The following is a 26515-nucleotide window of genomic DNA, read 5'->3' on the forward strand; positions in this document are numbered from 1 at the left end:
GGATGTCCCGGCCTTTGCCGTGGGTGGAGATGGGGGGAATTGAACCCCCGTCCGATGTCGTGTTGTCAGGGCTTCTCCGGGCGCAGTTTGCGTCGGATTTTCTCGGCCCCAGCCATGCTGCAAACAGCTGGCTGATCCGGGCCCAGTCACCTAAGAGTCCCGTTTACTCCGGTGACGGGAGCAAACAGCAGTGGCTATCTAAATGACGCCAGGATCCGGGGCGATAGCAACCCCGGGCTGACGGACTGTCTTACTGCTTAGGCAGCAAGAGCGAAGTCAGTGCGCTTAGATTCGGCACTTATTGGTTTGCAGACAGCGTTTACGAGATAATTCTGCATCCTCGGCCCGCTTCACCTGTCGCGACTAACATCGTCGAAACCGATCATCCCCGTATTTTGTTACCAAACCGGCTGGCAAGCCTGCCGGACTACCAATACTAACGCATGCCCTACGGAAATAATTCCTAGCGGCGCCGGTTGCGTTCGCGCATCTCGCGCTGGGCTTCGCGGTTGTCCTGCTGCTCTCGCAGCGTCTGCCGCTTGTCGAACTCGCGCTTACCGCGGGCAACCGCGATTTCCACCTTGGCACGGCCGTCCACGAAGTACAGCTGGAGCGGCACGATGGTGTAGCCGGCTTCCTGCACCTTGCGGGAGATCTTGATGAGCTCCTCGCGGTGCAGCAGCAGCTTGCGCCGGCGGCGGGCAGCGTGGTTGGTCCAGCTGCCCTGGTTGTACTCCGGGATGTGGATGGCTTCCATCCACAATTCGTCGTTATAGAACGTGCAGAATCCATCCACCATGGAGGCGTGGCCCTCCCGGAGGGACTTAACTTCGGTGCCCATCAGGGCGATGCCTGCCTCGTAGGTGTCCAGCACGTGATAGTCATGCCGGGCCTTGCGATTGGTGGCCACCACCTTACGGCCACTTTCTTTAGGCACGGGGAAACTCCTCAGGTTCAGGTTGGCTGCTCCGTGCCCGCGGCGCGGAGCCATACCAGTCTACGGCAGGGGCAGGACGCCCCTAGAGCAGTCCCATGGGGTCAACCGCGACGCCGTTGAGCCAGGTTTCAAAGTGGGCGTGGCAGCCTGTTGAGTTACCGGTGCTGCCGGAGTAGGCAATGAGCTGGCCTTGCGAGACCCTTTGTCCATTCGAAACCACGATGCTGGAGTTGTGGTAGTAAATGGTTGTCAGCGTGTTGCCCTGCACCACGCCGTGGTCGATCTTGACGCGCCAGCCGCCGCCGTCGGCGGAGTTCCAGCCTGAGCTGAAGACTTCACCGGCTGCCGCAGCGTACACGGGAGTGCCGCAGGCCGCGCCGAAGTCGATACCGGTATGCATGTATCCGCCGGTGCCGTAGAAGTCGATGGTGCCCGGCGGGGTGGTGCGGTAGCCGAAGCCGGAGGTGATGGGGATGCTGCCGTCGAAGGGATGGCGGAGGCCAAAGGCCGACGGCGACCCTGCTGCGGGCGGAACATACGGCTGGACAGGCGGGGCCGGGCGGTTCGCTGCCGCCGCTGCGGCGGCAGCCGCGGCTGCAGCCGCCGCAGCCTGCCTGCGCTGTTCGGCTTCCCATGCCTCGCGGGCCTTCCGGTCGCGTTCAGCGATTTCGTTGGCCACCTGGTTCTGGTTGGCCTGGACACCCGCGAGCTGGGCCTGGATGCCGGGTTTGGCCGCCTGGAGCTCCGCATCGAGGCGGGTGGTATCGGCGATCAGCTGGTCAACCTGGGCTTTCTTGGCCGCGGCTTCGTCCCGGGCGGCCTTCTCGCGTTCCAGTGCAGCATCGGCTTTGGCCTTCAGGTCCTTGATCTCCGCTTCCACGGCCTGCAGCCGCGCTTCGGAGTTGACGTTGGTGGCGTTCTGCTGGTTGAGCTTGTCCATCGCCGCGTTCTGGCTGCGCATGGCCTGGTCGGCGAGGTCCATGGTGTCGGTCAGGCTGCCGCCGCCGCTGGACCCGAAGAAGAGCGAGAGGTTGGAGGGGACGCCGCCTGATTTGTAGGCCTGGGTGGCGATCTGGCCGATCAGTTTCTTGGTGTCGGCGATCTTCTGCTTGTCCGTTTCGAGCTGTTGGGTGATTTTGGCCTTGTTCTGCTGGGCCATGTCGACGCGCGCCGCCAGGGCCTCGGATTCTTTCACTGCACTGGCCACACGGCCTTGCGCGTCGAGGAGGGCCTGCTGCGCACCGGGGAGCTGGCCCTGGTAGATCACCAGGTCACCGGCGGCCTTGGCGATCCTGGAATCGACGAACTCGAGGGAGGCCTGGACACGGGCAGCTTCGGCCTCGAGCGCGGCCTTGCGGTCCTCGAGGTCGTCGGCGAAGGCCACGGGAGTTGCCACGGCCATCCCGGCCGAAAGTATGACGGCCAGGACACCGCTGACGATCCCCATGCGGCGGGCAGCGGCCCGTCCCCGGCGGAACCCGCGGCGCGGAGAGGTTTGATCGGCTACGTTCATGAGCATTCCTTGGTCGGTTTGCATAGCCTAAACGCGCAAGTATCTGCGAAGGGTCAAGAGAGACGAAATTCCTGCCAAGGATCCACCAAGAATCAGTAGCGCCGGCGCGAGGATCAGTGTCTGGCCGGAGGAAATGAAAGCGGTGTCCGGATACTGGCGGGACATGTAGTCACCCAGGAAGAACTGCGCCACGGCCCACAGGGTGCCGGAGGCCAGCGCAGCACCGATGACTGCGGCGATGACCCCTTCAAGGATGAAGGGCAACTGGATCACAGTCTTGGACGCGCCCACAAGCCGCATGATCCCGGTTTCCCGGCGCCTGCTAAAGGCGGAAAGCCGGATTGTCGTGGCGATCAGCAGGATCGCGCACACGATCATCACGCCGGCGATGCCCACTGCGACCAGGGAGGCGCCGTTCATCACCGAGAAGAGGCGTTCGAGGAGCTGCCGCTGGTCGATCACGGTCTCCACGCCCGGCTGCGATGAGAATGTCTCGCTGATGATCTGGTATTTCTCAGGGTCCTTCATGTTGATCCGGAATGATGCCGGCAGCTGGTCCGGGGTAACGGAATCGACGATGGGCGAGTTGGAGAACTGGTCCTTGAAGTGCTTGTACGCCTCATCGCGGGACTCGAACTGGAAGTCGTTGATGTACTGCGCCACCGCAGGTGATTCCAGGAGCGCGTTGAGGCCCTGCTGCTGCTCAGGGGTGACCGGCCCGGACGCGCACCCGGGCGCGGTCGAACCGTCGCTGCACAGGAAGATGGCCACTTGGACCTTGTCGTACCAGTACCCCTTCATCTGGTTGATCTGCATCTGGAGCATCCCGGCGGCGCCCACGAAGGTAAGGGACACGAATGTCACCAGGATGACCGAAACCACCATGGAAAGATTGCGACGCAGGCCGCTGCCGATCTCGGAAAGGATGAATGCAAGCCTCATTGCCGCGCCTCCCCTTCGGCACCGTTGCCCGGCAGGCCGTCGTCGGCCGCTTCCCTGCCGCTGGCGTCCTTGAGTCGCCTGGACTGGCCGACGACGGGGATCATGGAGGTGTACAGGGCCTTGGCTTCGTCGCGGATCACCACGCCGTTCTTGAGCTCGACCACCCGCTTGCGCATCTCGTTGACGATGTCGTCGTCGTGGGTGGCCATCACTACCGTTGTTCCGTTTTGGTTGATCTTGTCCAAAACACCCATGATGCCCATGGACGTTGTAGGGTCCAGGTTTCCGGTGGGTTCGTCGGCCAGGAGGATCCCGGGCCGGTTGACCACGGCCCGGGCGATGGCCACTCGCTGCTGCTCGCCGCCGGACAGTTCGTGCGGCATGCGGTGTTCCTTGCCTTCGAGGCCAACGGTCTTGAGGACCTCGGGGACAGTATCGCGGATGACGCTCCGGCTCTTACCGATGACCTGCATGGCGAATGCCACGTTGGCGAAGACGTTCTTTTGGGGCAGGAGGCGGAAGTCCTGGAAGACGACGCCGATGCCACGGCGGAGGCGCGGTACGCGCCAGCTCGAAATCCTGGCAACGTTTTGGCCGGCGACGTAGACGGCGCCTGAAGTTGCCCGGTCCTCCTTCAGCACCAGCCGGAGGAAGGTGGACTTTCCGGAGCCCGAGGCCCCCACCAGGAAGGCGAATTCGCCGCGATCAATCTCAAGGTTGACGGAGTCCAGCGCAGGCCGGGCTTTTTGGTCGTAGACCTTGGTGACATTTTCGAATCGGATCATGGCCCTAAGTACCCTGCAGGGCATGGCTGATTGTTCTGATGCAGCCCAGTCCTGCAGCCGGTGCACGGGTTTTCGTTTGGGGGAAGTAGGGCCCCGGCCCCTCGACTATACGCAGGATGCCTGGCGCTTGGGCCGGCTTTCGGGGGCGTGTCGCCGGATCCGATCGCGCCCGAGGGGCGCCCGGCTACTTTTCGGCGTTGCGGTTGTCAGTGCGCCAGCGGATGCCGGCGTCGATGAAGTCGTCAATCTCGCCGTCGAACACTGCCGACGTGTTGCCCACCTCGTGTTCAGTGCGCAGGTCCTTCACCATCTGGTAGGGGTTGAGGACATAGGAACGCATCTGGTCGCCCCAAGAGGCTTTGACATCCCCCGCCAGGGCCTTCTTCTCCGCGTCTTCCTGTTCCTTCTTGAGCAGGAGGAGGCGGGATTGCAGAACACGCATGGCGGCGGCCCGGTTTTGGAGCTGTGACTTCTCGTTCTGCATCGAGACGACGGTGCCGGTGGGAATGTGGGTGAGGCGCACGGCGGAGTCGGTGGTGTTCACCGACTGGCCGCCGGGCCCGGACGAGCGGAATACGTCAACCCTGATTTCGTTGTCCGGGATGTCGATGGAATCGGTCTGTTCGATCAGTGGGATGACTTCCACGGCCGCGAACGACGTCTGGCGCCGGCCCTGGTTGTCGAACGGGCTGATCCGGACCAGGCGGTGGGTTCCGGCTTCAACGCTGAGGGTGCCGTAGGCGTAGGGTGCCTTGACCTCGAAGGTGGCAGATTTCAGGCCGGCTTCTTCCGCGTACGAGGTGTCCATGACCGTCGTGGGATAGCCGTGCCGCTCGGCCCAGCGGAGGTACATGCGCATCAGCATTTCGGCGAAATCTGCTGCATCCACTCCGCCCGCGCCTGCACGAATGGAAACCACGGCTTCGCGCTCGTCGTACTCGCCGGACAACAGGGTGACCACTTCCAGGTCCTTGAGGGCCTTCTTGATGGATTCGAGTTCGGCCGCGGCCTCCCCCATCGAGGCGGCGTCGTCCTCGTCCTGGCCCAGTTCCACCAGGACTTCGAGATCGTCGATCCGCGAGGCCAGGTTGGTGAGGCGTTCCAGCTCCGACTGTCGGTGGGAGAGACGGGACGTGATCTTCTGCGCCGCTGCGGGGTCGTCCCACAGGTCCGGCTCCCCTGCCCGCTCGCTGAGTTCGGCGATGTCTTCACGGAGTGCATCCACGTCGGAGACGCGTTCGATGGACTCGTAGGTGGCGCGGAGGGCGCGGATTTCAGCGGAAAAATCAATATTGGCCATGGTGGTTTAACCCTACGCCATTGGGGCATACGGCCCGGCGCGGGCCCGTCACCGGGGATTGGACCGCCGGGTGGGACATCAACGGGTCAGCCGGGAACGCGCCGTCGAGGTTGCCTCGATGCGGATTCCGTCGGGAATCAGGAAGTTCACCACCGGCGGGTGCACTTCAGCGGTGAGGACTACGACGGCGGTAGAACCGTCGGGCGATCCCGTTCCGCCGGCGACGGCGAGGCCGGAGAACCGTTGCGAGGCTGGGCTCCTCTCGACGAAGTCGGCTGCCACATTGCGCACGCGGGAAGGGCTGAGGACAGCCGACGGGGTTCCGCCCTGTGATGAGACGTCTCCCAGGGTGTAGCTGTCGGCGGCGGCCAGCGATGCTCCGTCAGCCAGGGAGAGGAGCCGCTTGTGCTCGACGTAGACACTGGAGATTCCGATGACGACCGTTGCCACCAGCAAGGCCAGGGCCACGTAGCCGACGATCATCACCATCAGTTGGCCTTCCTCGGCATTTTGCGCACGGGGTGTCACCGGTACCGCCCCACCAACTGGGTGGCGGAGGCCTGGACGTCCGCGGCCGACAGTCCTTCCGCAAAAGGCAGGAACGGCAGCGGCACGCTGAGGCTGACGGTCACAGTGACGGCACTTCCCGCAGCGGTGCAGTCCGCTGGTTCGCAGCTTGTCGTCATGTTTGCCCGCCCTGGTTCATGCCCGAAATCGGAAACAGCGAGGGATACCGCCTGCTCTGCGGCCGTTTGCGCGGTGACGGGGTCGGACTGGGCAACGTACACCTTTGCTGCTTGGTCAGCGGCGCCCACTACGGCGAAGGAGCCTCCCTGGATCTGAGACACGGTGATGACGAAATACACCAGCGGGACCATCAGCAGGAGTGCCAGGAAGGTGAACTCGACGACTGCACTCCCCCGTTCGTGCTCGCTTGAGTGCCGCTGCAAGTGCTCTTGGTCAGGCCGCGGCTGTTTCACCGCCAGGCCCGAGGCGTTTGCATTTCCCGGACGTTGTCCGGCGTACGGTGCCGGTTCCCGGCAGAGTGCTTCCGTGAGCCTTGTCCTGATGCGGGACCAGATGGCGGTGCCGGGCGGCTTGTCAGGCGCTAACGGATCACGGCTGGATGGCTGCATGCCCTTTCACCTCCAACATCTCCCGGGGACCGATCAGGCCTATGACCGGCAATGGTGACCGGACGGTAACTTCAAGGGTTCGCATCCCTTGAAGATCTACTTCCCGGGTGCTGACTTGCTCGGCAAATCCGGGATTCAGGGCAGTACCGATGAGGCTGCGGGTCCGTTCCTCGGCGTCGGCGGAGTTGCGGTCTGCCAAGGTCCCGTAGCGGGCGCCCGACGCGGCAGCATCGATGAGCGTGTTCCGAACGTGCAGGACCAAGGTCAGCTGGATAATCGCGAGGAAGAACATCGTGAGCAGCCCACCTACCAGCACAAAATCCACGACGGCCGAACCCCGCTCCCCCTCAGGGCGCAACCCCGGACGCGCCTCGGGCCCTGGAGCGGAGCGTGCCACGGATCAGTTCCCTACTTTGTCCATGGCCTGATTGAACATGGCTTCCAGTGCAGGGCCGGCGAGCGCCAGCAGAGCCGCCACCAAGACGGCGGACATTAAAGTGATCATGACCCAACCCGGCACGTCCCCACGTTCGGGGTTGTCTCCGGGACACCCTGTGGATCGGTGCCCGTTCGCCGGGCGGTGTAGTTCGCACTGCACCAGGGCAGCCACGCCGATAAACAGCGTCACGAGACGGTTCCCCATAGTTTTCATGTTGCGTCCTTTCCTGATGAATACGGTGTCCTTGCATGAACTGCTTCCCGACAGGTAGCCGGCCACAGCTTCAGAAGCCCAAATTGATCGCTGCTATGCCGGGGAATACAGCGAATACCACCGTCAGCGGGAGTATCCCGAAGACCAGCGGGACCATCATGGCGATTTCTTTCTTGCCGGCGGCTTCCATGAGGTCCCGCTTGGCCGAATCACGAACATCCTGGGCTTGGGCCCTGAGCACTTCGGCAAGGGGGGTTCCCCTGTCCACCGCAACAATGATGCCGTCAACGAACCTGACCAAGGGCGCAAGGTCAGTGCGGGCGGAGAATTCCTCCAGGGCAGTGGTGAGGGGCTTGCCGGCGCGTGTCTCCGCGAGGATCTTGGCGAACTCTTTCGACAGTTCCCCGTGGGCGCTCCTGCAGATCCGGTCCAGTGCACCCGTCGCGCTCTCCCCAGCGCTGACAGCCAAGGCCATCAGCTCTGCCAGGCTGGGGAATTCGGCCGTCATGCGCGCCTCCCGGCGTCGCACCTGGGCGCCCAGCCAGTAGTCCCGCAAAACAAAACCTGCCGCCGCGCTGCCAATGATTGCTGCCACCGAAAAGATCGGGCTGAACCTTCCAGCGGCGGCCCCCATGAGTACGACCGTTAGGGCGATGGCAAAACCGGCCGCTGCCCAAAGCAGCTGTTCCGCACGGAAGTCAATGGGTGACTTGCCGATCCCCGCCTGGGCCAGCCGCCGCTCCGTTGCTCCCGGTGATGGGTTTAGCCGGGCCAACGCGGAAAGCCAGTCGCGGAAGACGGGACGGAGAATCCGCTCCAGCGGGCCGAATGGTGTCAGGTTCGGATCGCCCGCGTTCAGGAGCCGCGACTCCAGGTTCTGCGACTTAAGCTGGGGCTCGATCCGCTCAGAGAGCGTCATGGCACGCATCGGCGGAGACCCAAATATCACCAGCCACAAGCCGAGGCCAAGGCCGATTCCGCAGACAACGGCGGCGGCCGGGACGGCCATCATCGGAGCACCCTTTCATCCTGGGGCAGCGCGCCGATCTTCAACATGACGGTGTAGCAAATGAGCGAAACCACCAGGCCCCCAAGCAGGACTGCAGCACCTAGGGGTGTGTTGTACGCCTGGATTGCTTCCGGTCTGGTTGCCAGCAGCACCATCACGATCCACGGTGCGGCAACAGCAAGCCGGGCCGCGTTGATCGTCCAGGATTGCCGCGCTTCCAGCTCACTGCGCGTGCGGGCGCTTTCACGGAGGAACTCTCCCAGGGTGCCGAGCAGCCGCCCCAGATCGGAGCCGCCCACTTCACGGGTGAGACGCAATGCTTCCACGATGCGGTCTGCGACGGGGTCGGCAAGCCGGTGTTTCAGTTTGTTCAGCGAGCCGTCGAATTGGCCACCAGCCCGGTAATCCGCCCCGAACTCGCGGAACAGGGGCCGGAGTTCCTCGGGCCCTTTCTCGCCGAGTTGGATAAGGGCTTCAGGCAGCGGGAGCCCAGCACGGATTGCCGAGCGAAGGTGGTCAACGACGTCGGGCCAGAGCTGGCGGAGCAGCGCCGTCCTTTTTCGTGCCCGCCAGCGGAGCAGCGTGATTGGCAGCCACGCTCCGAAAAGGCCAAAGCAGCCGGCGATCGGCCATGAACGGCTGAGCGCGAAGAAGACAAGGGCAACGAACAGTCCGAGGCCCAGGCAGGTCCCCACCAGTCCCCGGGCTGACACTTTCTCGATGCCGGCGGCAACGAGCAGGTCGCTGAGGCGTCCGGGCTTCCGCTCCCGGCGTCCGGTATCGGGGGTCTCCCAGCACGACCACCAGATGAGGAAAAAGCCCACCCCAGCCACGGCCCCCAACATCGCGGAATTCATCGTGCGTCCAAAAGGGCGGCGACGTCGTATCCCGCCCGGGAGAATTTTTCGGCGGCAGGCATGGCGTGTGCCCTTGGCTGCAGGACGCCGTTCTCCAGGGCAAATACAAGGGAGGACTCTATAATGCCGTTCTCGACGCGTCGCCCCAGCGAGAGGATCTGCGTGACCTGCCGCCGCCCGTCTGCCTGCCTGCTGCAATGCACGACGAGATCGATGCAGGATGCGACTGTGGGTAATACGAAGGCGCTGGAGATGTTTTCCCCGGCCAGCAACGGCAGCGTGCAAATCTTGGTGACTGCGTCGTGGGCAGAGTTCGCGTGGACAGTACACATCCCGGGAAGCCCACTGTTTAGTGCAATCAGCATGTCCAGGCTTTCGGCTTCCCGGACCTCCCCCACCACCAGCCGGTCGGGCCTCATCCGCAGCGCTTCCTTGACCAGGCGCCGGAGCGGGATCTCGCCCTCGCCTTCCAGGTTGGGCTGCCGGCACTGGAGGCCCACGACATCGCGCAGAGGGAACTGGAGTTCGAAGATTTCTTCAACCGTGATCACGCGTTCCCGGCTTCCGATACTTGCCGCCAAGCAGTTCAGCATGGTGGTCTTTCCAGCCTGTGTTGCGCCGGAGACCAGGATGTTCAAGCCACTGGATACTGCCGCCCCAAGGAACCGCGCAGATTGGTGCGTCAGCGTTCCGAGCTCAACAAGGTGCTCGAGTCGGCTCGCCTTCACCACGAATTTTCGAATGTTGACAGCCCAGTGGCGGCGGGTGACGTCCGGGATGACCACGTGAAGCCTGGACCCGTCAGGCAGGGCGGCGTCGACGAAAGGCGAGGACATGTCCAGCCGCCTGCCGGAGCTTTTCAGCATGCGCTCCACTAGGTCACGCACCTGCTGCTCCGTAAGACTCAGCGAGGTCAGTTCGGATTCGCCATTGCGCGCAACAAATATCTCGTTTGGGGCGTTGAGCCAAATCTCTTCGATCGAAGGATCGTCGAGCAGTGGCTGGAGTACACCTAACCCTGCAACCGCATCGAACAGGAATCTGCGCGCTGCATCCAGCGGCCCGATGGGCGGAAGCGGGCCCATTAGTGCCCGCTCGTCGTAATCGGTGACCGCAGCCTCCACCAGGCGCCGGACCTCACCCGCTTGCCGGAGCGGATCCAATCCGCGGCGGCGGATAAGTTCGCGGACCTCGTCCTCGACTATTCCCAGCGCGTCCATATGTTCCCCCATACAAATGCCGCCTCCGTCGGAGGCACTGCGACTGGATTACAGCCTAGGGAGGCTACACCACGCTGCCAAGTCATATGCGCGGATCTGTGGACAACGGGGGTCCTCAAGAATCGGCTTGGAAGACCGCAGTGTTGGCCAAAGAAGAAGGCAGGATTCACATAAGCAACACTGGAATCACTGGTTCCGTCAGTAACACCAGTGCTATGGTGAGCGCGTTATTTATCGAAATAGCACTATCAGGTGACTTCCTGGGGAAGCATCTGAGCAGTATCCAAAGAGGCGCTTGGGGAAGCGCCACATTGTCTCCGGAGCAAATATGAAGCGGAACCTGTCTCAGTCCCGTCGCCCAGTCCTCAAGTCCTTCGGACTGATGGTCCTGGTCTGCTCCCTTATGGGAAGCCCGGGTATAAGCGGCGTTGCGTTCGCCGCCAATTCCAGCCCGTCGCCCTCGCCTTCCCCATCGGTAAGCACGGAGTCGATGCAGCCTTCTTCGACGTCCGCGTCTCCAACTTCGTCGGTAACGACCCCATTGGCCTCGATTCCCGCGACACCTACGCCATCGCCATCGACGTCGCAAACAATGGCTGAAGCCATTGGCAAGGGCGCCGAAATGGGTCAACGGTCAGCCCGAGTCACAGCGTCCTCAAGCACGACGGCGGTGAAACAGCTAAGTGCGGAATCGCTGGGCTCTGAAGGCACATGGATGCCAACTTTTGGCGTAAAAGGACTTGACGTCAGCGGCTACCAAACCAATGTGGATTGGCAACAGCAGTGGAACATGGGCTCCAGGTTCGCGTATGTAAAAGCGTCCGAGGGCAACTACTTCACCAACGACCTTTTCAGCTCTCAGTACCAAGGTGCACGGAGCGTCGGCATGATCCGCGGCGCCTACCACTTCGCAATCCCCAACTGGTCTTCCGGAGCAGACCAAGCGCGCTACTTCGTGCAAAATGGCGGCGGCTGGTCGCCCGATGGATACACTATGCCGCCGGTGCTTGATTTCGAATTCAATCCCTACGAAGGCAGGACCATCAACGGTTTCTACTTCGGCAACACTTGCTACAACATGTCAGCAGGGCAGCTGGCTTCTTGGGTGCAGGACTTCGGCAACACCGTGAGGGCATTGACGGGCAGACTGCCTGTCATTTACACGAATACGAGCTGGTGGAACCAATGTCTTGGCAACCCATCTGGGTTTGGAGACTATCCACTCTGGGTCGCCGCTTACCCCTCATCAGCGACCGACTACCCCGGAGCATTGCCATCAGCGAGCTGGAGTGCTTACAGCATCTGGCAGTTCAGCAGCACCGGGCCATTCGCGGGCGACTCCAACGTCTGGAATGGCGATTACCCGTCGTTGCAGCGTTTCGCAGGGGCTGCACTCCCGACAGGCAGTTTTGACGATCTGTCTGTTACGGGAAGTGGCACACAGTTTGCTCTGCGAGCTCGGGGGTGGTCCGTTGACCTCGCTAATGCGGCTGTCTCCAACCAGACTCACGTGTATGTAACCGGACCGGATGGGTCCACAACGGGGTACCCATGGGTAGCGAATACTTCCAGACCTGACGTCGACCAGGCTCTGGGTTACGGTCCTTCACACGGGTTTGATGGTTCCATACCGATCTCGCGATCAGGAACGTACTCCGCGTGCGCCTACTCGATCGGTACCTACGGAAACACGCCCCTTGGCTGTAAGAGTGTGACAGCTACGGGAATTGGCGTGCCGACGGGCAGTTTCGACAGTCTCACTCAGATCCGAGCGGTGGACAAGGTGACCCTTCAGCTCAAGGGCTGGGCGGTGGACCAAGCCAACCCCGGAAATTCCACCTACGCTGACACCTACGTGACGGCTCCCGACGGAACGACCACCGGATACCGAATGACCGCAAATACGCCACGACCAGACGTGGACGCGGCAACGGGCCTAGGATCCAATCATGGTTTCGACTATCAAATACCCGTGTCCACTCCCGGCGCGTATAAGGCGTGTACCTATGCAATAGGTACAAATGCAAACATTCCGTTGGGCTGTCAAACGCTGAATGTCGGGGCGAATCCTTCGCCTATTGGCAGCTATGACGCGCTATCCCTCACGCTGGCTCCAAATTCGGCGACGTTGCAGGTTAGGGGCTGGACACTGGACCCAACACAGCCAGGAACGAGCAATCCCGTTAGCGTTTACATCGCGTCGAAAGACGGTGTGGCCATCACGAACCCAACGCCAACAAGCCTTACTGCTAACCTGCAGCGGCCGGACGTGAATTCGGCTCTAGGGACCATAGGTGACCATGGGTTCCAGGCGACGCTTCCAATTTCCTCGACGGGTAATTACTCGGTTTGCACACGCGCGACTGGAGTAGCGCCAGTCTCGAACGGGCCCACCCTTCTTGGGTGCAAGAGCATTTCGGTTACCACGACTCCAGCTACAACGGGCTTCCTCGATAGCGCAGCAGTACAGATCTCTAGCGGCCAAGCTGCCGTTGTAACCCAAGGCTGGACCTTGGACCCGGCGCTGCCGGCGATCTCTATTCCCGTTCACGTCTACATTACTTTCCCGGACGGCAGCACGAAGGGCTATCCGTTCACCGCGAACCTGAAGCGCGCGGACGTTAACAGTGCTCTCCAGACAACCGGTGACCACGGATATTCAACCTCCGTGCCGATTAGCACTCGAGGCCAGTACCGGGTCTGCTCCTACGGTGTAGCAGTTTCTATTTTCAGCGCCTACAACGCACAGTTGGGCTGCCGTACGCTAACGTACTGACAGCAAAAGGATGAGGGGGTTGAAGCCGTGGCTTCAACCCCCTCATCGCTTATAACTGTTGCCTACCGCTCCGCCAGCAGCTCGAGCAAGTAAGAGCCGTAACCGCTCTTGACGAGGGGCTCCGCCCGTTCGCGAAGTTCGTCGTCGGTCAGGAAGCCCAACCTCCACGAGATCTCCTCTGGAGCCCCGATCTTCAGGCCTTGACGATTTTCGACAGTTCGAATGAAGTTCGAGGCATCATTGAGGTCGTTGAAAGTTCCCGTGTCGAGCCATGCTGTTCCCCGCGGAAGAATTTCGACCTGCAGCTTTCCTGCGTCCAAGTACACGCGGTTTACGTCGGTAATTTCCAATTCACCACGTGGAGACGGCTTCAGGTTTTTGGCTATGTCGATCACGTCGTTGTCGTAGAAATAGAGTCCCGGAACTGCGTAGTGGCTCCTCGGAGCGGCAGGCTTCTCCTCGAGCGACAACGCCTTGCCCTGCTCGTCGAACTCAACCACACCGTAGGCAGACGGATCTTTGACCCAATATCCGAATACGGCACCGCCGTCGATGGACTTGAATCGGCGTAGTTGTGTCCCCATCCCCTGTCCGTAGAAGATGTTGTCTCCCAAGACCAGAGCGACGCTGTCATCCCCGATGTGGTCGGCTCCGAGTATGAACGCTTGGGCCAGGCCGTCCGGTGAAGGCTGTTGCTTATACGTGATGGAGACGCCGAATCGGGAGCCGTCTCCCAAGAGGCGTTCGAACTGTTCAGCATCATGTGGAGTGGTGATAATGAGAATGTCCCGGATCCCCGCAAGTATCAGGGTCGACAGCGGGTAGTAGATCATCGGCTTGTCGTAGACGGGGACCAACTGCTTGCTGACACCCAGCGTGATGGGATGAAGCCTTGAGCCGGTACCGCCGGCAAGTATTATTCCGCGCATGCCCCCATCTTTCCCTTCGCTAAGTGCAGCGGCAAATCCGGTACCCTAGGGAATTATGCAGCGACTTCTAGTGACCGGCGGAGCCGGCTTCATCGGCTCGAATTTTGTCCACTATGTATTGGAAAACACGGATGACCACGTCACAGTTTTGGACAAGCTGACCTACGCTGGAAACCGGGAGTCGCTTCACGGTCTCCCCGAAGACCGTTTCACCTTCGTTGAGGGCGACATTGCGGACGCCGGTGCTGTTGACGGCCTCGTTGAAGGCACTGACGTAGTAGTCCACTATGCAGCTGAGTCGCACAACGACAACTCGCTGCACGATCCCCGCCCCTTCCTGGACACCAACATCATCGGCACGTACACCCTCATTGAGGCCGCCCGGAAGCATAATAAGCGCTTCCATCACATTTCCACGGACGAGGTCTACGGCGACCTTGAGCTGGATGACCCGGAACGTTTTACCGAGCAGACGCCGTACAACCCGTCGAGTCCCTACTCTTCCACGAAAGCTGGCTCGGACCTGCTGGTGCGGGCGTGGGTGCGGTCATTCGGCCTGCAGGCGACCATCAGCAACTGTTCAAACAACTACGGCCCCTACCAGCACGTCGAGAAGTTCATCCCGCGCCAGATCACGAACATCATCGATGGCATCCGTCCCAAGCTCTACGGCAAGGGCGAGAACGTCCGCGACTGGATCCACGCCAACGACCACTCTTCCGCCGTCCTTGCGATCATTGCCAAGGGCAGGATCGGAGAGACCTACCTCATCGGTGCTGACGGGGAGAAGAACAACAAAGACGTTGTCGAACTTATCCTCAAGCACATGGGTGAGTCGCCGGATGCGTATGACCACGTGGTGGACCGCCCGGGCCATGACCTGCGCTACGCCATCGATTCCACCAAGCTGCGCGACGAACTGGGCTGGTCGCCACAGTTCTCGAACTTCGACGCCGGCATCGAGGACACGATTGCGTGGTACCGGGCCAACGAGGCCTGGTGGCGTCCCCAGAAGGCCCAGACCGAGGCGAAATACAAGGAACAGGGCCAGTAAACGATGACCATCGAGTTCTCCAAGAAGCTTGCCGCCCACCACACCCCGATTCCCGGCGTCGTCGTCTATGACCTGCCTGTCCACGGAGACAACAGGGGATGGTTCAAGGAAAACTGGCAGCGTGAGAAGATGCTCGCCCTCGGCCTGCCCGACTTCCGGCCGGTGCAGAACAATATCTCGTTCAACGAAAAGGCCGGCACCACGCGCGGCATCCATGCAGAGCCCTGGGACAAGTTCATCTCCGTTGCCACCGGCCGCATCTTCGGTGCCTGGGTCGATCTTCGCGAAGGCCCCTCCTTTGGCAGCGTGTTCACGGCCGAACTCGACCCCAGCCAGGCCATCTTTATTCCCCGCGGCGTCGGGAACGCCTTCCAGACCCTGGAAGACAACACGGCGTACACCTACCTCGTGAATGACCATTGGTCGGCAGACGCCCAAGGACATTACACCTTCCTAAACCTGGCGGATGAGTCCGCAGCCGTTCAATGGCCCATCCCGCTGGAGCAGGCAGAACTCTCCGACAAGGACAAGTCGCATCCACGGCTGGCAGATGTCGTGCCAATGCCGCCAAAGAAGGTTTTGGTCGTTGGAGCTAATGGGCAACTGGGCAAGGCGCTGCGTGCCCAGTACGACGGCGACTCGACGATTGAGTTCGCAGGCCGCGGAGAGTTTGAACTCGCCAATGCGGACTCCTTCACCAGCCGAAATTGGAAGAAGTACTCGACCATCATCAACGCAGCGGCATACACCGCTGTGGATGCGGCTGAATCCGAGGAGGGGCGGGCCGCAGCCTGGGCCACCAACGTGACGGCCGTCGCAAACCTTGCGCGCACCGCCGTCGCGCATAACCTCACGCTGGTACACGTTTCATCTGACTACGTCTTCGACGGGACCCGGGCCAGTCACGATGAGGACGAACCCTTCACTCCCCTCGGAGTCTACGGACAAACCAAGGCTGCCGGTGATGCCGTGGTTAGCGTGGTTCCGCGCCACTACATCGTGCGAACCAGTTGGGTCATCGGAGAAGGGAACAACTTTGTTCGCGTCATGGCAGGCCTTGCCGGAAGGGGTATCAAACCGGCGGTAGTTAATGACCAAACCGGCCGTCTGACCTTCACCCAAGACATTGCGGCGTTCATCAGCCACCTGCTGACCACAGGGGCCGCATACGGTACCTACAACTTCACGAATGGTGGTCAAGTGAAGAGCTGGGCTGACATAGCATCCGACGTTTACGAACAGTCCGGCGCGTCCAAGTCTGATGTCACGGGAGTGACCACTGCCGACTACTTCAAGGACAAGGTTGCAGCTCCGCGGCCACTTAACAGTGCCTTGAACTTGGCCAAGGCACTGTCCACGGGTTTTGATGTAGCCGACGCCGATGAGCGGCTGACCACCTACCTCAAGGCGGAAAACGATAAAGCATGACTCCTGCAGAGCAAGCCCACCGCACCCTGGTGATCATGCCGGCTTGGAATGAGTCGGAGGCAGTAGGAAACACCGTCCGGGAGGTCTTCGAGTTCGGCCCCGACTGCAGCGTCCTCGTAGTGGACGATGGCTCACGTGACAATACCGCCCAAGTTGCCCGCGATGCCGGCGCATTGGTGGTGCAGCTCCCTTTCAACATGGGAGTGGGCGGTGCGATGAGGACCGGCTTCAAGTATGCCAAAATGCACGGCTATACACGGGTCATTCAGGTCGACTCCGACGGGCAGCACGATCCTCGTGATATTAAGGCTGTTCTGGATGGTCTGCAGGACGCCGACATTGTGATTGGCGCCCGCTTCGCGGATAAAGGAACTTACACGGTTCGCGGGCCACGCAAGTGGGCCATGAACGTTCTGGCGTGGACAATTTCCCGGATTGCAGGCACCCCGCTCACCGATGTCACTTCGGGTTTCCGCGCAGCTAACGCCAAGGCCATCCGGCAGTATGTGGACCACTACCCCGCCGAGTATCTGGGCGACACCATAGACTCCTTGGTTGTGGCCATTCGGTCGGGATGCACGGTGCGCCAGGTGGGAGTCTCTATGCGCGAACGGCAGGGCGGTACCCCGAGCCATGACCCGGTCAAGGCCGCCATCTACTTGGGCCGGTCAGCATTTGCCCTCCTCTTCGCATTGACGCGCAAGAAAAACGACCCGTCATCCAACTAGGAGATTTCATGGCCACCCTCGTTGGCTTCATTTTTGTGCTGGTCATTCTGCTCATCATCTTTGAGATGCTGCGGCGCCGTCACCTGCGGGAAAAGTACGCGGTTATCTGGATCATCATCGGTGTTGGCGTTTTGGTATTGGTGGCCTTCCCGCAGCTTCTTTTCTGGTCAAGCAACGTACTCGGAGTAAAGGTACCTTCGAACCTTCTGTTTGCCTTGGCGCTTGTGCTGCTTGTGTTGGTCTGCCTCCACCTGTCGTTCGAACAGTCACAAGCGGAGGACGAGATCCGAGTCCTGGCAGAAGAGGTAGGTATTCTCAGGCTCAAAGTCCTTGAGTTGGAGGAAAGCCGAAATCCCGGTGGACACGCCGCCGGCGACCGGCCACGGCCGGAGGTTCTTCCGCCGGATTCAATCTCTTAAAGATCACAGGTGGCTGTCCCGCGTTTGGGGGCAGCCACCTGAGTGTTCGAAGCCTTGCGCTATGAAACTACATGCTTCAGCAGCCTGGGCAACGAGTCCATCTTCCCGATCATTAATGACCGGGCCACCAAGCTGGCGGCATTCAAACGCGAAGTTGTGTGGAAAGCAGCAGCCCTTGCCGTTCCGTTCCAGCCCATTTCACGAAAACGCGTCGCCTGCCCCTCGAAGAAGGCGCGCTCTTCATCGAAGCGGCGCCCGTCGAGTGCTTTGACTGACGAATCCGACGCAGAGTGGCGGCGATAAAGGAACGACAGCGTCGGATCGACCACCATGGAGCCACCCTCTGCAGCTATGTCCAGCAGCAGCGCAAGGTCCTGCACAACATGCAGCCCCTCCGTGAACCCGATACGACGAATTACGTCCGTCCGCCAAGCCAGAGACGGGAAGTAGGCCCAGTCTGCCCGGACCAAACTTGTGGCCATCTTTTCGCCCTGAAGCAGAACTGTAGATTTCGTCGATGGTGCGTATACCTTCTTTACGATGTCAACCAGAGGTGAGCAGGCACGGCCCTGCTCATCAATAACCTGAACTCCCGGCTGGACAACGCTGGCTTCGGGGTACGTTTCAAATGCCCTTGAGACCACATCGAGGTAGTTTGGCAGCATGATGTCGTCCGCGCCCATGACAACGACGATGGGTGCTTTTGCCAGTTCAAGCGCCTTGCGGTAGTTGCCGTTGGCGCCGAGGTTTTCTTCGTTCTTCTGATAGGTGACCCGCGGGTCCGACATAGATTCAAACCAGCGCTGGGGTTCCGGGCTAGGGTACCCGTCGTCGACCACGATGAGACGCCAATCTTCGTACTGCTGGCTCATGACGCTCTGGGCCGCAAGTTTCATCAGGTCGACGTCGCCGTAATAGGGAAGCAATACATCAATGGCCATGTGCCAGGAAGGTCCTTTTCTTGAAGATATACAGTGTTGGATCTGTCTGCCCGGAAATGAGCACCCCGACAATGCTACCGTGTCACCCTGTCCGGCGATCCTCAATCTGCCCGTGCGAAGACCTCTCCATGGGCTCGGACAAGATGGAGGGCTCTCCCCGCCAACGATAGACTGAAGCCTGCTGTCTGACGGTTCCCTGACGCATAGGAACGGTCTATTCGGGTTAGCGAGAAGGAACAAAACGACGTGACGCACCAGAGTGACCCGCGTGTGGTGGCTGTTATTTCAGCCTTCCACCCTCCCCAAGATCTTCCGGAGAGGGTCAAGAATCTCAATAAGCAAGTCATCCATACGGTCGTGGTCGACGACGGTTCGGATATCCAACGGACCGACGGTGTGCTAAAGAACCTGGAAGACCTGGGGTGCACAGTTGTACGAATGCCGGAAAACGTCGGGATTGCAGCAGCACTCAACGCGGGTATTGACCAAGCCCTTAGGGTATGGTCCCCGGATTTCTTAGTGACTCTTGACCAGGACTCCGCCCTGGACGACGGCTACATCGCAACCGCCTTGGATACCTACACGGAGGCCCAGGCCCGCGGGGTGGAGGTCGGACTTATCAGCGCCCAGTCGCACAACGGACTGGATGTTCCGCTCCTTTCGAGACGGGCCCGCTTTCCGGAAGCGTTCGATCCTTTGCAGTCCGGTGCCGTCATACCCGTTTCCACCTTTAAAAAGGTCGGAATGCTCGACGAGAGGCTTTTCATCGACTGCGTCGATTCTGAATTTAATCTCCGTGTGAGGTCCCACGGCCTGGCCACTTTGATCGGGAAGGGATGCAACATGACTCACGCGCTGGGCCAAGCTCAGCCAATGATGCTTTTCGGATGGCATGTCACAGTCTTGGGAATAAAGCGCCATGTACATTCACACGCCCCTTTCCGGGTGTACTACATGACCCGAAACAGCATCTACCTCTGGCGGCAGTATGGCGCACGGTTCCCGGTCTGGCTGGTTCGCCGGCTTCGCTTTCAAATTGAAAGTGACGTCTTCAGGATGCTCTACGGGGCAAACCGTAGGGGGCAGTATCGCGCGTTTGTCCGCGGTTGCCTGGACGGGTGGCTCGGAAGGCTGGGAAAGATAGATCCATCATTCCAGCTGAGGATCAGAGCATGAGCGCATCTGAGAATGCCCGGGTTTCCGTGTGCATGGCAACGTACAACGGCCAGGAGTACGTTGCGGAACAGATTCAGTCCATACTTGCGCAACTGTCACCCGACGACGAGCTCATCATCGTTGACGATGCGTCGAAAGATTCCACGCTCGACGTCGTCCGTCACCTTGGGGACCCACGCATCGTTCTCCTGCCAAGCGCGGAAAACCAGGGCTACGTTGCCAGCTTCCAGAAGGCAGTGGCCGCAAGCACGGGCGAATACATTATGTTGTCGGACCAGGACGATGTGTGGCTGCCCGGACGCGTGGATACTCTGGTCAGCGCCTTGCAGACCAAGGACTTCGCGGCCAGCAACTTCACCGTTTTCGGCAGCCCCGCCAACAAGTATCACCAAGTTCAGCTCAAAGAATCCGACAGCCGGCGGTGGGTGGCCAACCTGATCACCACCTGGATAGGAATCCGCCCCTATTACGGGTGCACCATGGCTTTCAGGTCCGCAGCCAAGAAACTCATCCTCCCCTTTCCGGAGTTTCTAAGCGAAACCCACGACCAGTGGATTGCCATCGTGGCCAACCTCAACCGAAACATGATCCATGTAGCAGCTCCTACGGTGGCGCGGCGCCTTCATGACGACAACACGACTCCGAAGTCCCGCCGACCTGTTGCGGTCATTCTCCGGGCGAGAATCATGCTCCTGCGCGCCTTCTTCGTGGCCTTGAGCAGAAAGCCAGGAACCAGATGACATCGCATGCGCTCCCCGTCCCGCACCAATCCGGCAGGGGCAATTTCGCGGGAACCTTCGGCGCGGTGGCTCTCGCCGCATACCAGCCCGATGAGTCCATGTTCGCCCGCCAGCTACTGTCCATCCAGTCGCAAACCCACTCGAATTTTGTCTGTCTCATCTCCGTGGATGGAGACCATCAGCGCGTGGCGGCCATGGTGCAGCGGGCGTGCGGCGATGACGGCCGTTTCCATGTTCTTGGATACGACGACCGGCTCGGGTTCCATCACAACTTCGAACGGGCCCTCAAAGCGGTCCCCGAATCAGCCCGATGGATTGCCCTCAGCGACCAAGACGACTACTGGTATCCCGAGAAATTGGCAACGCTCCTCCCCGAGCTTGACGGCGCCGCCCTCGTTACCGGGCAGGCACGGGTGGTGCCGCCCCACATTTCCGAAATCGGCCAGGACCGGTCGAGCGGAGGCCTCACCGACAGGAGAAACGTCGGAGCTGCCGACCTCATCGCCAATAACCAAGTCACAGGGTCACTATGTATTTTCCGGCGCGAGGTACTTGACCTGGCTCTGCCGTTTCCGTCGCTCGCCGCGCCTTCCCAGTACCACGATCACTGGATCGGGCTTTGCGCTCTCGCCTGCGGGAGCATCAACATCCGAGACGTCGTGCTGCAGGACTACATCCAGCACGGCGGAAACGTAGTAGGCGAATCGCGACAGAGCTTGCCCACATCGATCCGCAACACTTTTCGATTTGTAAAGCGTTACGAAGGGCGCATCTCACCACGAAGTGTTTGCAGCATCATCTACAAGACCGGACTTGGGTGGCGGACACTCATGGCGAGAACGTTGTTGGAACGGCTAGATTTGGCACAGTACTCAACGAGCCCGGATCTGCGGGACAGCCTACTAATCTACGCCTCTCCCAGGACCTGGGCGCTCGTCGGACTTGTTATCAGGGGTATGCGCGGTGGAAACGTTTCACCCATGCGGGCCCTTGAGATCTTGCTCGGCACAGTTGTACGCCGGATAGCAGCCTAGTCCCGGCTCACCTGATCGCGCCTTTCCGATGACAACGTGTTCAGCAAATCTCCCGGATAAAGCACAGCGGGCAAGCGGAACATTCCTTCACTCAAGCCCCTGAACGTACCGGACAGCCAAAGTCTCTTGTTCTTCGCCACCCGGAACTGTTGGAGCGCCAGCACAGCCAATTCCCCAAAACGAAAGATGGGCCTCTGCGTCAGGGACCAAGGGCGCGGATTGAGCCTCGTAAGCCACAACTGGTTTCGAAGGTAGAAATAGAGTCGCCACCCCATGTCTTTGACGCCCGCGTTGTTAGGATGTTTCATTCGGGCGCTAACAACGTGGATGCCGAAGGAAGACCGCGCCAACCGCTTCGTGTACTCGACGTCGTCAAACCAGATGAAGAAGTCCGCGTACGGAAGGGGCATAGCTGCTGACAGCTCCAAATCGACCAGGACCCCGACGAAGGTAGTGTGCGATAGCGCAATCCCACCCAATTTCTGGGCAGCGAGTTGAGCGGATGCGTCTGTCGAAATTGTCGGAAGGTTTCCCACGACGACTGCACCTTCGGTGTCCTCGACCAGGGGCGCCGCAAAGCTTGGCCGTGGTTCGCTCTCCATTACCTGGACCAAAGGAGCCAGGGCATCCTCCCGCGGCTCAGCGTCGTCGTCCATCAGCCATGCAAGGTTGTGCCCATGCTGTAGGGCCAACTCGATGCCCCATGCAAAGCCCCCGGCGCCGCCAAGGTTCGAGCCGGTCTCGAAAAGAGTAACTCCAGGATGATTTGCGCGCACGTATTCCGCGCTTCCATCGGTCGATCCATTTTCGATCACGATGATCTCATCCACTGGGCGGGTCTGCTGCTCCAGAGCCGACAGGCACTTCTTCAGATAGTCCAGTCTGTTGAAGGACACAACTACGGCTGCTACGGACATGAACCATCCTGACTTTGTGGTGCGACTTACCAATACAGCTTAGTCGAATGGCGTGGGCTTGCCGGCCGACGGACCTTGCGAGGCCTTAAGATGGAGGCTTTGGTGTGCTTTCCTGGCACCCAGGTACGAAAGGTTGGATTCCGCTTCGTGAAAGCAATCCTGGCCGCATTGTTCAGACTGGGAACCTTTGCGCTCACAGTGGGTGCCGGTACGGTCGTAGGGCTGCTGGCAATACCCGTCATCACCCGCGTCGTCGGTGCCGATGCTTGGGCCGTGCAGGTTCTTGTACAGACAGTTGCAACGCTTTTCGGTGTAGCAGTTGCATTCGGCTGGGGAACTGTAGGCCCAGGTCTGGTCGCTGCCGCCGCCAAGGAGGATCGGCCTCAGCTTTTCCTTGATTCCCTGATTACCCGCTCCTATCTCCTGCTCGTCACCGCGCCAGTCATGATGGTTCTCATGGCTCTACTCAGGCCCAAGGAAGCACTGTTTGTCTCGATCGCCTCGGCCGCATACCTCATGCCTTTCGTGGGGGCGGCTTGGTACTTCGTTGGCGAAGGGCGGGCAATGCGGTTGTTTCTTTTCGATGCGCTGCCGCAATTGCTCGGCACGGTAATCGGGGTCGGCATTTTGGTCCTCACCCGGGACTTCACCCTATTGGTTGTCACTCAGCTCATTTTTAATGTTGCTGCGGTTGCAGTCAGTTCGACCGTCATACTGCGCTCTGGCGACGGTCTGAATGCAAATTTTTCGCCCCGGAACTCCCTGCGTCAGATGGCGCATCAACGCCATGGAGTTATTACGGCGGCGACTGGAAGCTTCTATGTCAACTTACCCATGTTGGCAGTGAATGCGATCATTCCTGGCCAACTCGCAAGCTACGCAATCGCTGACCGGCTTTTTCGGTTTGCCGTCACGGGTTTCTCCCCCGTTCTACAGTTCGTCCAGGGTTGGATACCCGCCGGGGGTGCCAACGCAACGAACCATCGAATAAATCGGGCATCGCAACTAACCCCGTTATTGGGACTCACTGGCGGTTCGGTCCTTGCTGCAGCCGGTCCCTGGGCCGCCCAAGTCCTTGTTCCAGGGACAAACAATTTCACCTTCAACATTAGCATTCCCGTCGGGGTCAGTTTTGCCGCCGTTGCTGTCTCTCAAGTAATTGGCCTTGCATGTCTCGTGCCTATAGGAAAGGCTCGGGAACTCGCGACATCAACATTGGTGGGAGCAGTCATTGGAACACCCGTGATTCTCGTGGGAGCAATGGTATTGGGGGTCTCCGGAGTGGTTTGGGGAATGGCACTATCAGAATTTGTCGTCGCGGCGTTCCAATGGCGAGTTCTACGGCGTCACCTCAAGTCGCAGCCTTAGTGGCATCGCCTACTCCAAGAAATAAACCTTCAAGCTTCAAACCCAATATCCAAATTTTGAGGTTGCGGACTGGGAGCTACCGCGAACCGCGAAGGCAACTGCTTCGATCCCGGCGTCGGCCAGGACAGCGGCAAGAGCGCGGGAGCGGTAGCAGGAGACGTTGGCGGTCAGCACGCGCTGAATCTTGACGCCCTGGGCGGCGGACGCGGCGATGGCGTTGCGCATGAACGCCGACGCGTTCTCTTTGGTTTCGCCCGGAAGGATTTCGCAGTACAAGTACCGGGAATGGTCATCCACTGCGCGTGGTGCAGGAAGGTGTGGCCACGGACCTCGCCGGGGTGATTGGGCCGGCCTCTAGCGAGGCTCCTGGCACGGAGTTCGCTTCGCCCTGCACCCTGTCGTGGATGGGGTGGCCGCCACCGTTAGGGATGCGGCCGAGCTTCTTGATGTCCACGTGGATTATCATTACCCTTGGCCAGGTATATTCGTACCGGCGGGCGACTTCCCTGCCACGGCCGCGGATCCCGGTTGCCGGGTCCGTGAACCGCAGCGGCTGGCAAAGTTAGCGGACCAGGATGCGGTGAACCGTGGAGACGTTCAGATGCAGGTGGTACGCGATCCGTATCGGACCCCAGCGCCTGTTCACCCGCAGCCCCAGCACGCGTTGCTCGGTGCGCACCCTGGTTCGGTGCGGGCACGTCAACGGCCGGCTCCTGCTGTCCTCCAGCCCGGCCTCGCCCAACTCTTGATAACGGCGGGACCACCGTGCCGCCGTAGGCACAGAGACATTGAAGCGCTCGGCAGCCCGGCGCAACCGCCAGCCATCAACCACAATGCAGCGAGCCAGCTGCAGACGCCCCGAATGAGCCAAAAACGCGTTACGGTGGGCCCGAGAACCTCCTGCTTTGTGTTCGCTCTCAACAAGCAACACACAACACGCGGAGGTCCTCTTATTGCGTCAAATCCGTCCCCGTGTCACCAACCTGCCGGGACAGTACACCTAGTTCACTGCCCCAGGAGTTCTTTGCACCCGATATGCACCTTATCCGCAAACCATCCCCGGGGCGCGATCTGAATCCCGCTTGTCTCGAAGGTCGGATTGGCGCTACAAGCCTGCTTCCCTGCATTGACCTCTTCACTCCATACAGGCCCGTTGGTCCGGGAAACCACCGTTGGAAAGAAGAAGACGAGCTGTAACGCAAGGAAAGATCCGATGAGGAGTGAGGCTTTCGCCCGCGAATTCGTTAGAAGTACGGCGCTGGCAAGTGGAAAGAGTGCCAAAAGGAACATGGAAGGGGCTGTGCTGTAACGGGAGATGAAGAAACCGTTCCAATCGGCTGCATTAAAGGCAGCGTAGTCGAAGAAGGGCTGTGGGTTCACCACCTGTGTTGCCGCCCACGTGCCTATCGATGCGACGAACATGGTGCCAGCCAAGAATCGATGCGCCGAGCTGCCTTTCCACATGATATACGCAAGTAGCATGATAAACGGAAATGCGGCAAAGACTATCGGCAGCGGCCCGAAAGCATGAATGCGACTTGTGACAGTAGCGGAATCTCCGAAAAACAATGCACTACTGCTATTTAGGAACCAACCTTCGAAGACAGAAAAGGCATTTACAGGGTATCCAGAGGACGGTGATCGCGGATTCGTCAAAGTAACGAAAATCTGGCAGGCAAGCCCAACAACCAGACCCACGGCCGCGTACCACTTGGATTTATCCCGCCACCGGTAGAGGAACAAGGGCACAAACATCAGTGCCAGTATCTCGGTAAGTGCTACAACCAGCGAGGCAACAAGAAGAAATATCCCCTCTTTGCGGCTCTTCGCAGGCTTTAAGAGTAACCATGGCGCAAGCCACAATAGGAACCAGTGGACATTTGCAAAGTTGGCCAACGTTTCCACAGGCCCAGGTGCCACAAGGACAGGAATCGAGGCAAGACAAACTCGAACGGCTCTACTCTCGAAAAAGGGCTTGGACAAGCGATAAACGAGGAGACCCACGAGCGAGACCACGATGCAGCTGAGGAAGTTCATGGCCAACGCGTATAGGTTGATTGGAACAACGCTCACGACCAAGTTGGCAGCGAGACGCGGAATTAGGTGTAGGTAGCCCTCATACGGTGCTAGTATTCCGCGCCATCCGCTGCCGCTAATAGCATCATTGAGGAACACGCCGCCGTCTTCCGCCCAGATACTTCTTTGTGCTTCCCACGGCATCCTGAAAAAGGCAACCAACGCACCGATCAAAATGATGGCAACATTGATTACCCAACGAATGACGCCTCGACTGCTATCGCCTACAAGCGTCCAGGGTCTCATAGCGGCGCTCTCCCAACGCAGGCCGGTTTGTATCAACTTCACTGCCCCTAATCGTAGGTTTGTACTTTTTCCGAGCAATGATTCATCGAGCAAAACCGATATAGCCTCGGTCGGGCAGGATCAGCGACGCGCATTCGGCAGCAGCCCGGCCGGCAAATTTAAGAACATACGCGGCCGTGTTACAGATCGGCCACGGGAGCAGGGCCCAGCGCGGAGGGTAAATGCGTATCAGGCAGACTTCCTGCCCAACAAGGCGGCGATTTGCATTGCTGGGATTCGACGTTAGCGCTAGTGATGTGGGCTCTCATCGAATCCTGTTCCACCAGACTATA

The 26515-nt window shown here is 60.1% G+C and carries 26 protein-coding genes and 1 other RNA gene; 9 read left to right on the forward strand and 18 right to left on the reverse strand.

Annotation, left to right across the window (positions count from 1 at the left end; genetic code table 11):
* Positions 1-21 precede the first annotated feature (21 nt).
* The 13 genes from ssrA to DFO47_RS05375 all read right to left on the reverse strand — a co-directional run bounded on the left by ssrA (position 22) and on the right by DFO47_RS05375 (position 10351).
* Positions 22-390, reverse strand: a transfer-messenger RNA (tmRNA) gene (ssrA, locus tag DFO47_RS05315).
* Positions 391-463: 73 nt separating this feature from the next.
* Entirely contained in the window at positions 464-937 is a 474-nt protein-coding gene (gene smpB / locus DFO47_RS05320; RefSeq protein WP_133830939.1) for an SsrA-binding protein SmpB, read from the reverse strand.
* A gap of 82 nt (positions 938-1019) precedes the next feature.
* A complete protein-coding gene (locus DFO47_RS05325; protein ID WP_133830940.1) occupies positions 1020-2450 on the reverse strand; it encodes a M23 family metallopeptidase in 1431 nt (476 codons plus the stop codon).
* Positions 2451-2477: 27 nt separating this feature from the next.
* A complete protein-coding gene (ftsX, locus tag DFO47_RS05330) occupies positions 2478-3392 on the reverse strand; it encodes a permease-like cell division protein FtsX (RefSeq protein ID WP_018760181.1) in 915 nt (304 codons plus the stop codon).
* Entirely contained in the window at positions 3389-4177 is a 789-nt protein-coding gene (ftsE, locus tag DFO47_RS05335; protein ID WP_133830941.1) for a cell division ATP-binding protein FtsE, read from the reverse strand. Before ftsE ends, ftsX begins: the two co-directional genes overlap by 4 nt.
* Positions 4178-4361: 184 nt before the next feature.
* Positions 4362-5477, reverse strand: coding sequence for a peptide chain release factor 2 (gene prfB / locus DFO47_RS05340; RefSeq protein WP_018760183.1), 1116 nt, complete (start codon positions 5475-5477; stop codon positions 4362-4364).
* Positions 5478-5555: 78 nt separating this feature from the next.
* On the reverse strand, positions 5556-6005 hold the full coding sequence (locus tag DFO47_RS05345) for a pilus assembly protein TadG-related protein (protein WP_243835354.1): 450 nt from the start codon (positions 6003-6005) through the stop codon (positions 5556-5558).
* Positions 6002-6427: a hypothetical protein gene (locus tag DFO47_RS05350; RefSeq protein WP_243835355.1), complete on the reverse strand. Its 426-nt coding sequence runs from the start codon at positions 6425-6427 to the stop codon at positions 6002-6004. The genes DFO47_RS05345 and DFO47_RS05350 overlap by 4 nt, the downstream gene beginning before the upstream one ends.
* Positions 6428-6593: 166 nt before the next feature.
* Entirely contained in the window at positions 6594-7010 is a 417-nt protein-coding gene (locus DFO47_RS05355) for a TadE family protein (protein ID WP_133830943.1), read from the reverse strand.
* Positions 7011-7013: 3 nt separating this feature from the next.
* Positions 7014-7265: a hypothetical protein gene (locus DFO47_RS05360; protein ID WP_133830944.1), complete on the reverse strand. Its 252-nt coding sequence runs from the start codon at positions 7263-7265 to the stop codon at positions 7014-7016.
* Between the two features lie 70 nt (positions 7266-7335).
* Positions 7336-8277 (reverse strand): type II secretion system F family protein, encoded by a 942-nt coding sequence (locus tag DFO47_RS05365; RefSeq protein ID WP_133830945.1) that lies wholly within the window; start codon positions 8275-8277, stop codon positions 7336-7338.
* Complete coding sequence (locus DFO47_RS05370) at positions 8274-9131, reverse strand: type II secretion system F family protein (RefSeq protein WP_133830946.1); 858 nt, start codon at positions 9129-9131, stop codon at positions 8274-8276. The genes DFO47_RS05365 and DFO47_RS05370 overlap by 4 nt, the downstream gene beginning before the upstream one ends.
* Positions 9128-10351 (reverse strand): ATPase, T2SS/T4P/T4SS family, encoded by a 1224-nt coding sequence (locus DFO47_RS05375; RefSeq protein WP_133831070.1) that lies wholly within the window; start codon positions 10349-10351, stop codon positions 9128-9130. The genes DFO47_RS05370 and DFO47_RS05375 overlap by 4 nt, the downstream gene beginning before the upstream one ends.
* A gap of 715 nt (positions 10352-11066) precedes the next feature.
* On the opposite strand from DFO47_RS05375, the gene DFO47_RS05380 reads away from it, so the two are divergent.
* Positions 11067-13127 carry a lysozyme gene (locus DFO47_RS05380; RefSeq protein WP_133830947.1) on the forward strand — a complete coding sequence of 687 codons (2061 nt, stop codon included), beginning with the start codon at positions 11067-11069 and terminating at the stop codon, positions 13125-13127.
* A 62-nt stretch (positions 13128-13189) separates the two neighbouring features.
* Here the strand turns inward: DFO47_RS05380 and rfbA are convergent, their stop codons facing one another.
* Positions 13190-14056, reverse strand: coding sequence for a glucose-1-phosphate thymidylyltransferase RfbA (gene rfbA, locus DFO47_RS05385; protein ID WP_133830948.1), 867 nt, complete (start codon positions 14054-14056; stop codon positions 13190-13192).
* A gap of 55 nt (positions 14057-14111) precedes the next feature.
* Here rfbA and rfbB point away from each other — a divergent pair, with 55 nt between their 5' ends.
* The 4 genes from rfbB to DFO47_RS05405 are packed head-to-tail and all read left to right on the forward strand — an operon-like array spanning position 14112 to position 17685.
* Positions 14112-15110, forward strand: coding sequence for a dTDP-glucose 4,6-dehydratase (rfbB, locus tag DFO47_RS05390; RefSeq protein ID WP_133830949.1), 999 nt, complete (start codon positions 14112-14114; stop codon positions 15108-15110).
* Positions 15111-15113: 3 nt separating this feature from the next.
* Complete coding sequence (locus tag DFO47_RS05395; RefSeq protein ID WP_133830950.1) at positions 15114-16538, forward strand: bifunctional dTDP-4-dehydrorhamnose 3,5-epimerase family protein/NAD(P)-dependent oxidoreductase; 1425 nt, start codon at positions 15114-15116, stop codon at positions 16536-16538.
* A complete protein-coding gene (locus tag DFO47_RS05400) occupies positions 16535-17266 on the forward strand; it encodes a glycosyltransferase family 2 protein (RefSeq protein ID WP_133830951.1) in 732 nt (243 codons plus the stop codon). Before DFO47_RS05395 ends, DFO47_RS05400 begins: the two co-directional genes overlap by 4 nt.
* A gap of 8 nt (positions 17267-17274) precedes the next feature.
* A complete protein-coding gene (locus DFO47_RS05405; RefSeq protein WP_133830952.1) occupies positions 17275-17685 on the forward strand; it encodes a DUF2304 domain-containing protein in 411 nt (136 codons plus the stop codon).
* Between the two features lie 59 nt (positions 17686-17744).
* Here DFO47_RS05405 and DFO47_RS05410 read toward each other — a convergent pair whose 3' ends face one another.
* Positions 17745-18626, reverse strand: coding sequence for a glycosyltransferase (locus DFO47_RS05410; RefSeq protein WP_133830953.1), 882 nt, complete (start codon positions 18624-18626; stop codon positions 17745-17747).
* A gap of 246 nt (positions 18627-18872) precedes the next feature.
* Here DFO47_RS05410 and DFO47_RS05415 point away from each other — a divergent pair, with 246 nt between their 5' ends.
* The 3 genes from DFO47_RS05415 to DFO47_RS05425 are packed head-to-tail and all read left to right on the forward strand — an operon-like array spanning position 18873 to position 21576.
* Positions 18873-19802: a glycosyltransferase gene (locus DFO47_RS05415; protein WP_133830954.1), complete on the forward strand. Its 930-nt coding sequence runs from the start codon at positions 18873-18875 to the stop codon at positions 19800-19802.
* On the forward strand, positions 19799-20542 hold the full coding sequence (locus DFO47_RS05420) for a glycosyltransferase (protein ID WP_133830955.1): 744 nt from the start codon (positions 19799-19801) through the stop codon (positions 20540-20542). The genes DFO47_RS05415 and DFO47_RS05420 overlap by 4 nt, the downstream gene beginning before the upstream one ends.
* The gene (locus DFO47_RS05425; protein ID WP_133830956.1) at positions 20539-21576 is read left to right on the forward strand and encodes a glycosyltransferase; all 1038 of its coding nucleotides are present in this window, start codon (positions 20539-20541) and stop codon (positions 21574-21576) included. The genes DFO47_RS05420 and DFO47_RS05425 overlap by 4 nt, the downstream gene beginning before the upstream one ends.
* Here the strand turns inward: DFO47_RS05425 and DFO47_RS05430 are convergent.
* Complete coding sequence (locus DFO47_RS05430) at positions 21573-22493, reverse strand: glycosyltransferase family 2 protein (protein ID WP_133830957.1); 921 nt, start codon at positions 22491-22493, stop codon at positions 21573-21575. The genes DFO47_RS05425 and DFO47_RS05430 overlap by 4 nt on opposite strands.
* Before the next feature lie 90 nt (positions 22494-22583).
* On the opposite strand from DFO47_RS05430, the gene DFO47_RS05435 reads away from it, so the two are divergent.
* On the forward strand, positions 22584-23861 hold the full coding sequence (locus tag DFO47_RS05435; protein WP_133830958.1) for a polysaccharide biosynthesis C-terminal domain-containing protein: 1278 nt from the start codon (positions 22584-22586) through the stop codon (positions 23859-23861).
* Positions 23862-23897: 36 nt separating this feature from the next.
* Here DFO47_RS05435 and DFO47_RS05440 read toward each other — a convergent pair whose 3' ends face one another.
* Together DFO47_RS05440 and DFO47_RS05450 are read right to left on the reverse strand one after the other, a co-directional pair.
* Positions 23898-24158, reverse strand: a complete 261-nt coding sequence (locus tag DFO47_RS05440) for a DDE-type integrase/transposase/recombinase (protein ID WP_133830959.1) — start codon at positions 24156-24158, stop codon at positions 23898-23900.
* A 708-nt stretch (positions 24159-24866) separates the two neighbouring features.
* Positions 24867-26225, reverse strand: a complete 1359-nt coding sequence (locus DFO47_RS05450; protein ID WP_133830961.1) for a hypothetical protein — start codon at positions 26223-26225, stop codon at positions 24867-24869.
* Between the last annotated feature and the right edge of the window lie 290 nt (positions 26226-26515).

This window comes from Arthrobacter sp. AG258, from assembly GCF_004364695.1.
Lineage (GTDB): Bacteria > Actinomycetota > Actinomycetes > Actinomycetales > Micrococcaceae > Arthrobacter.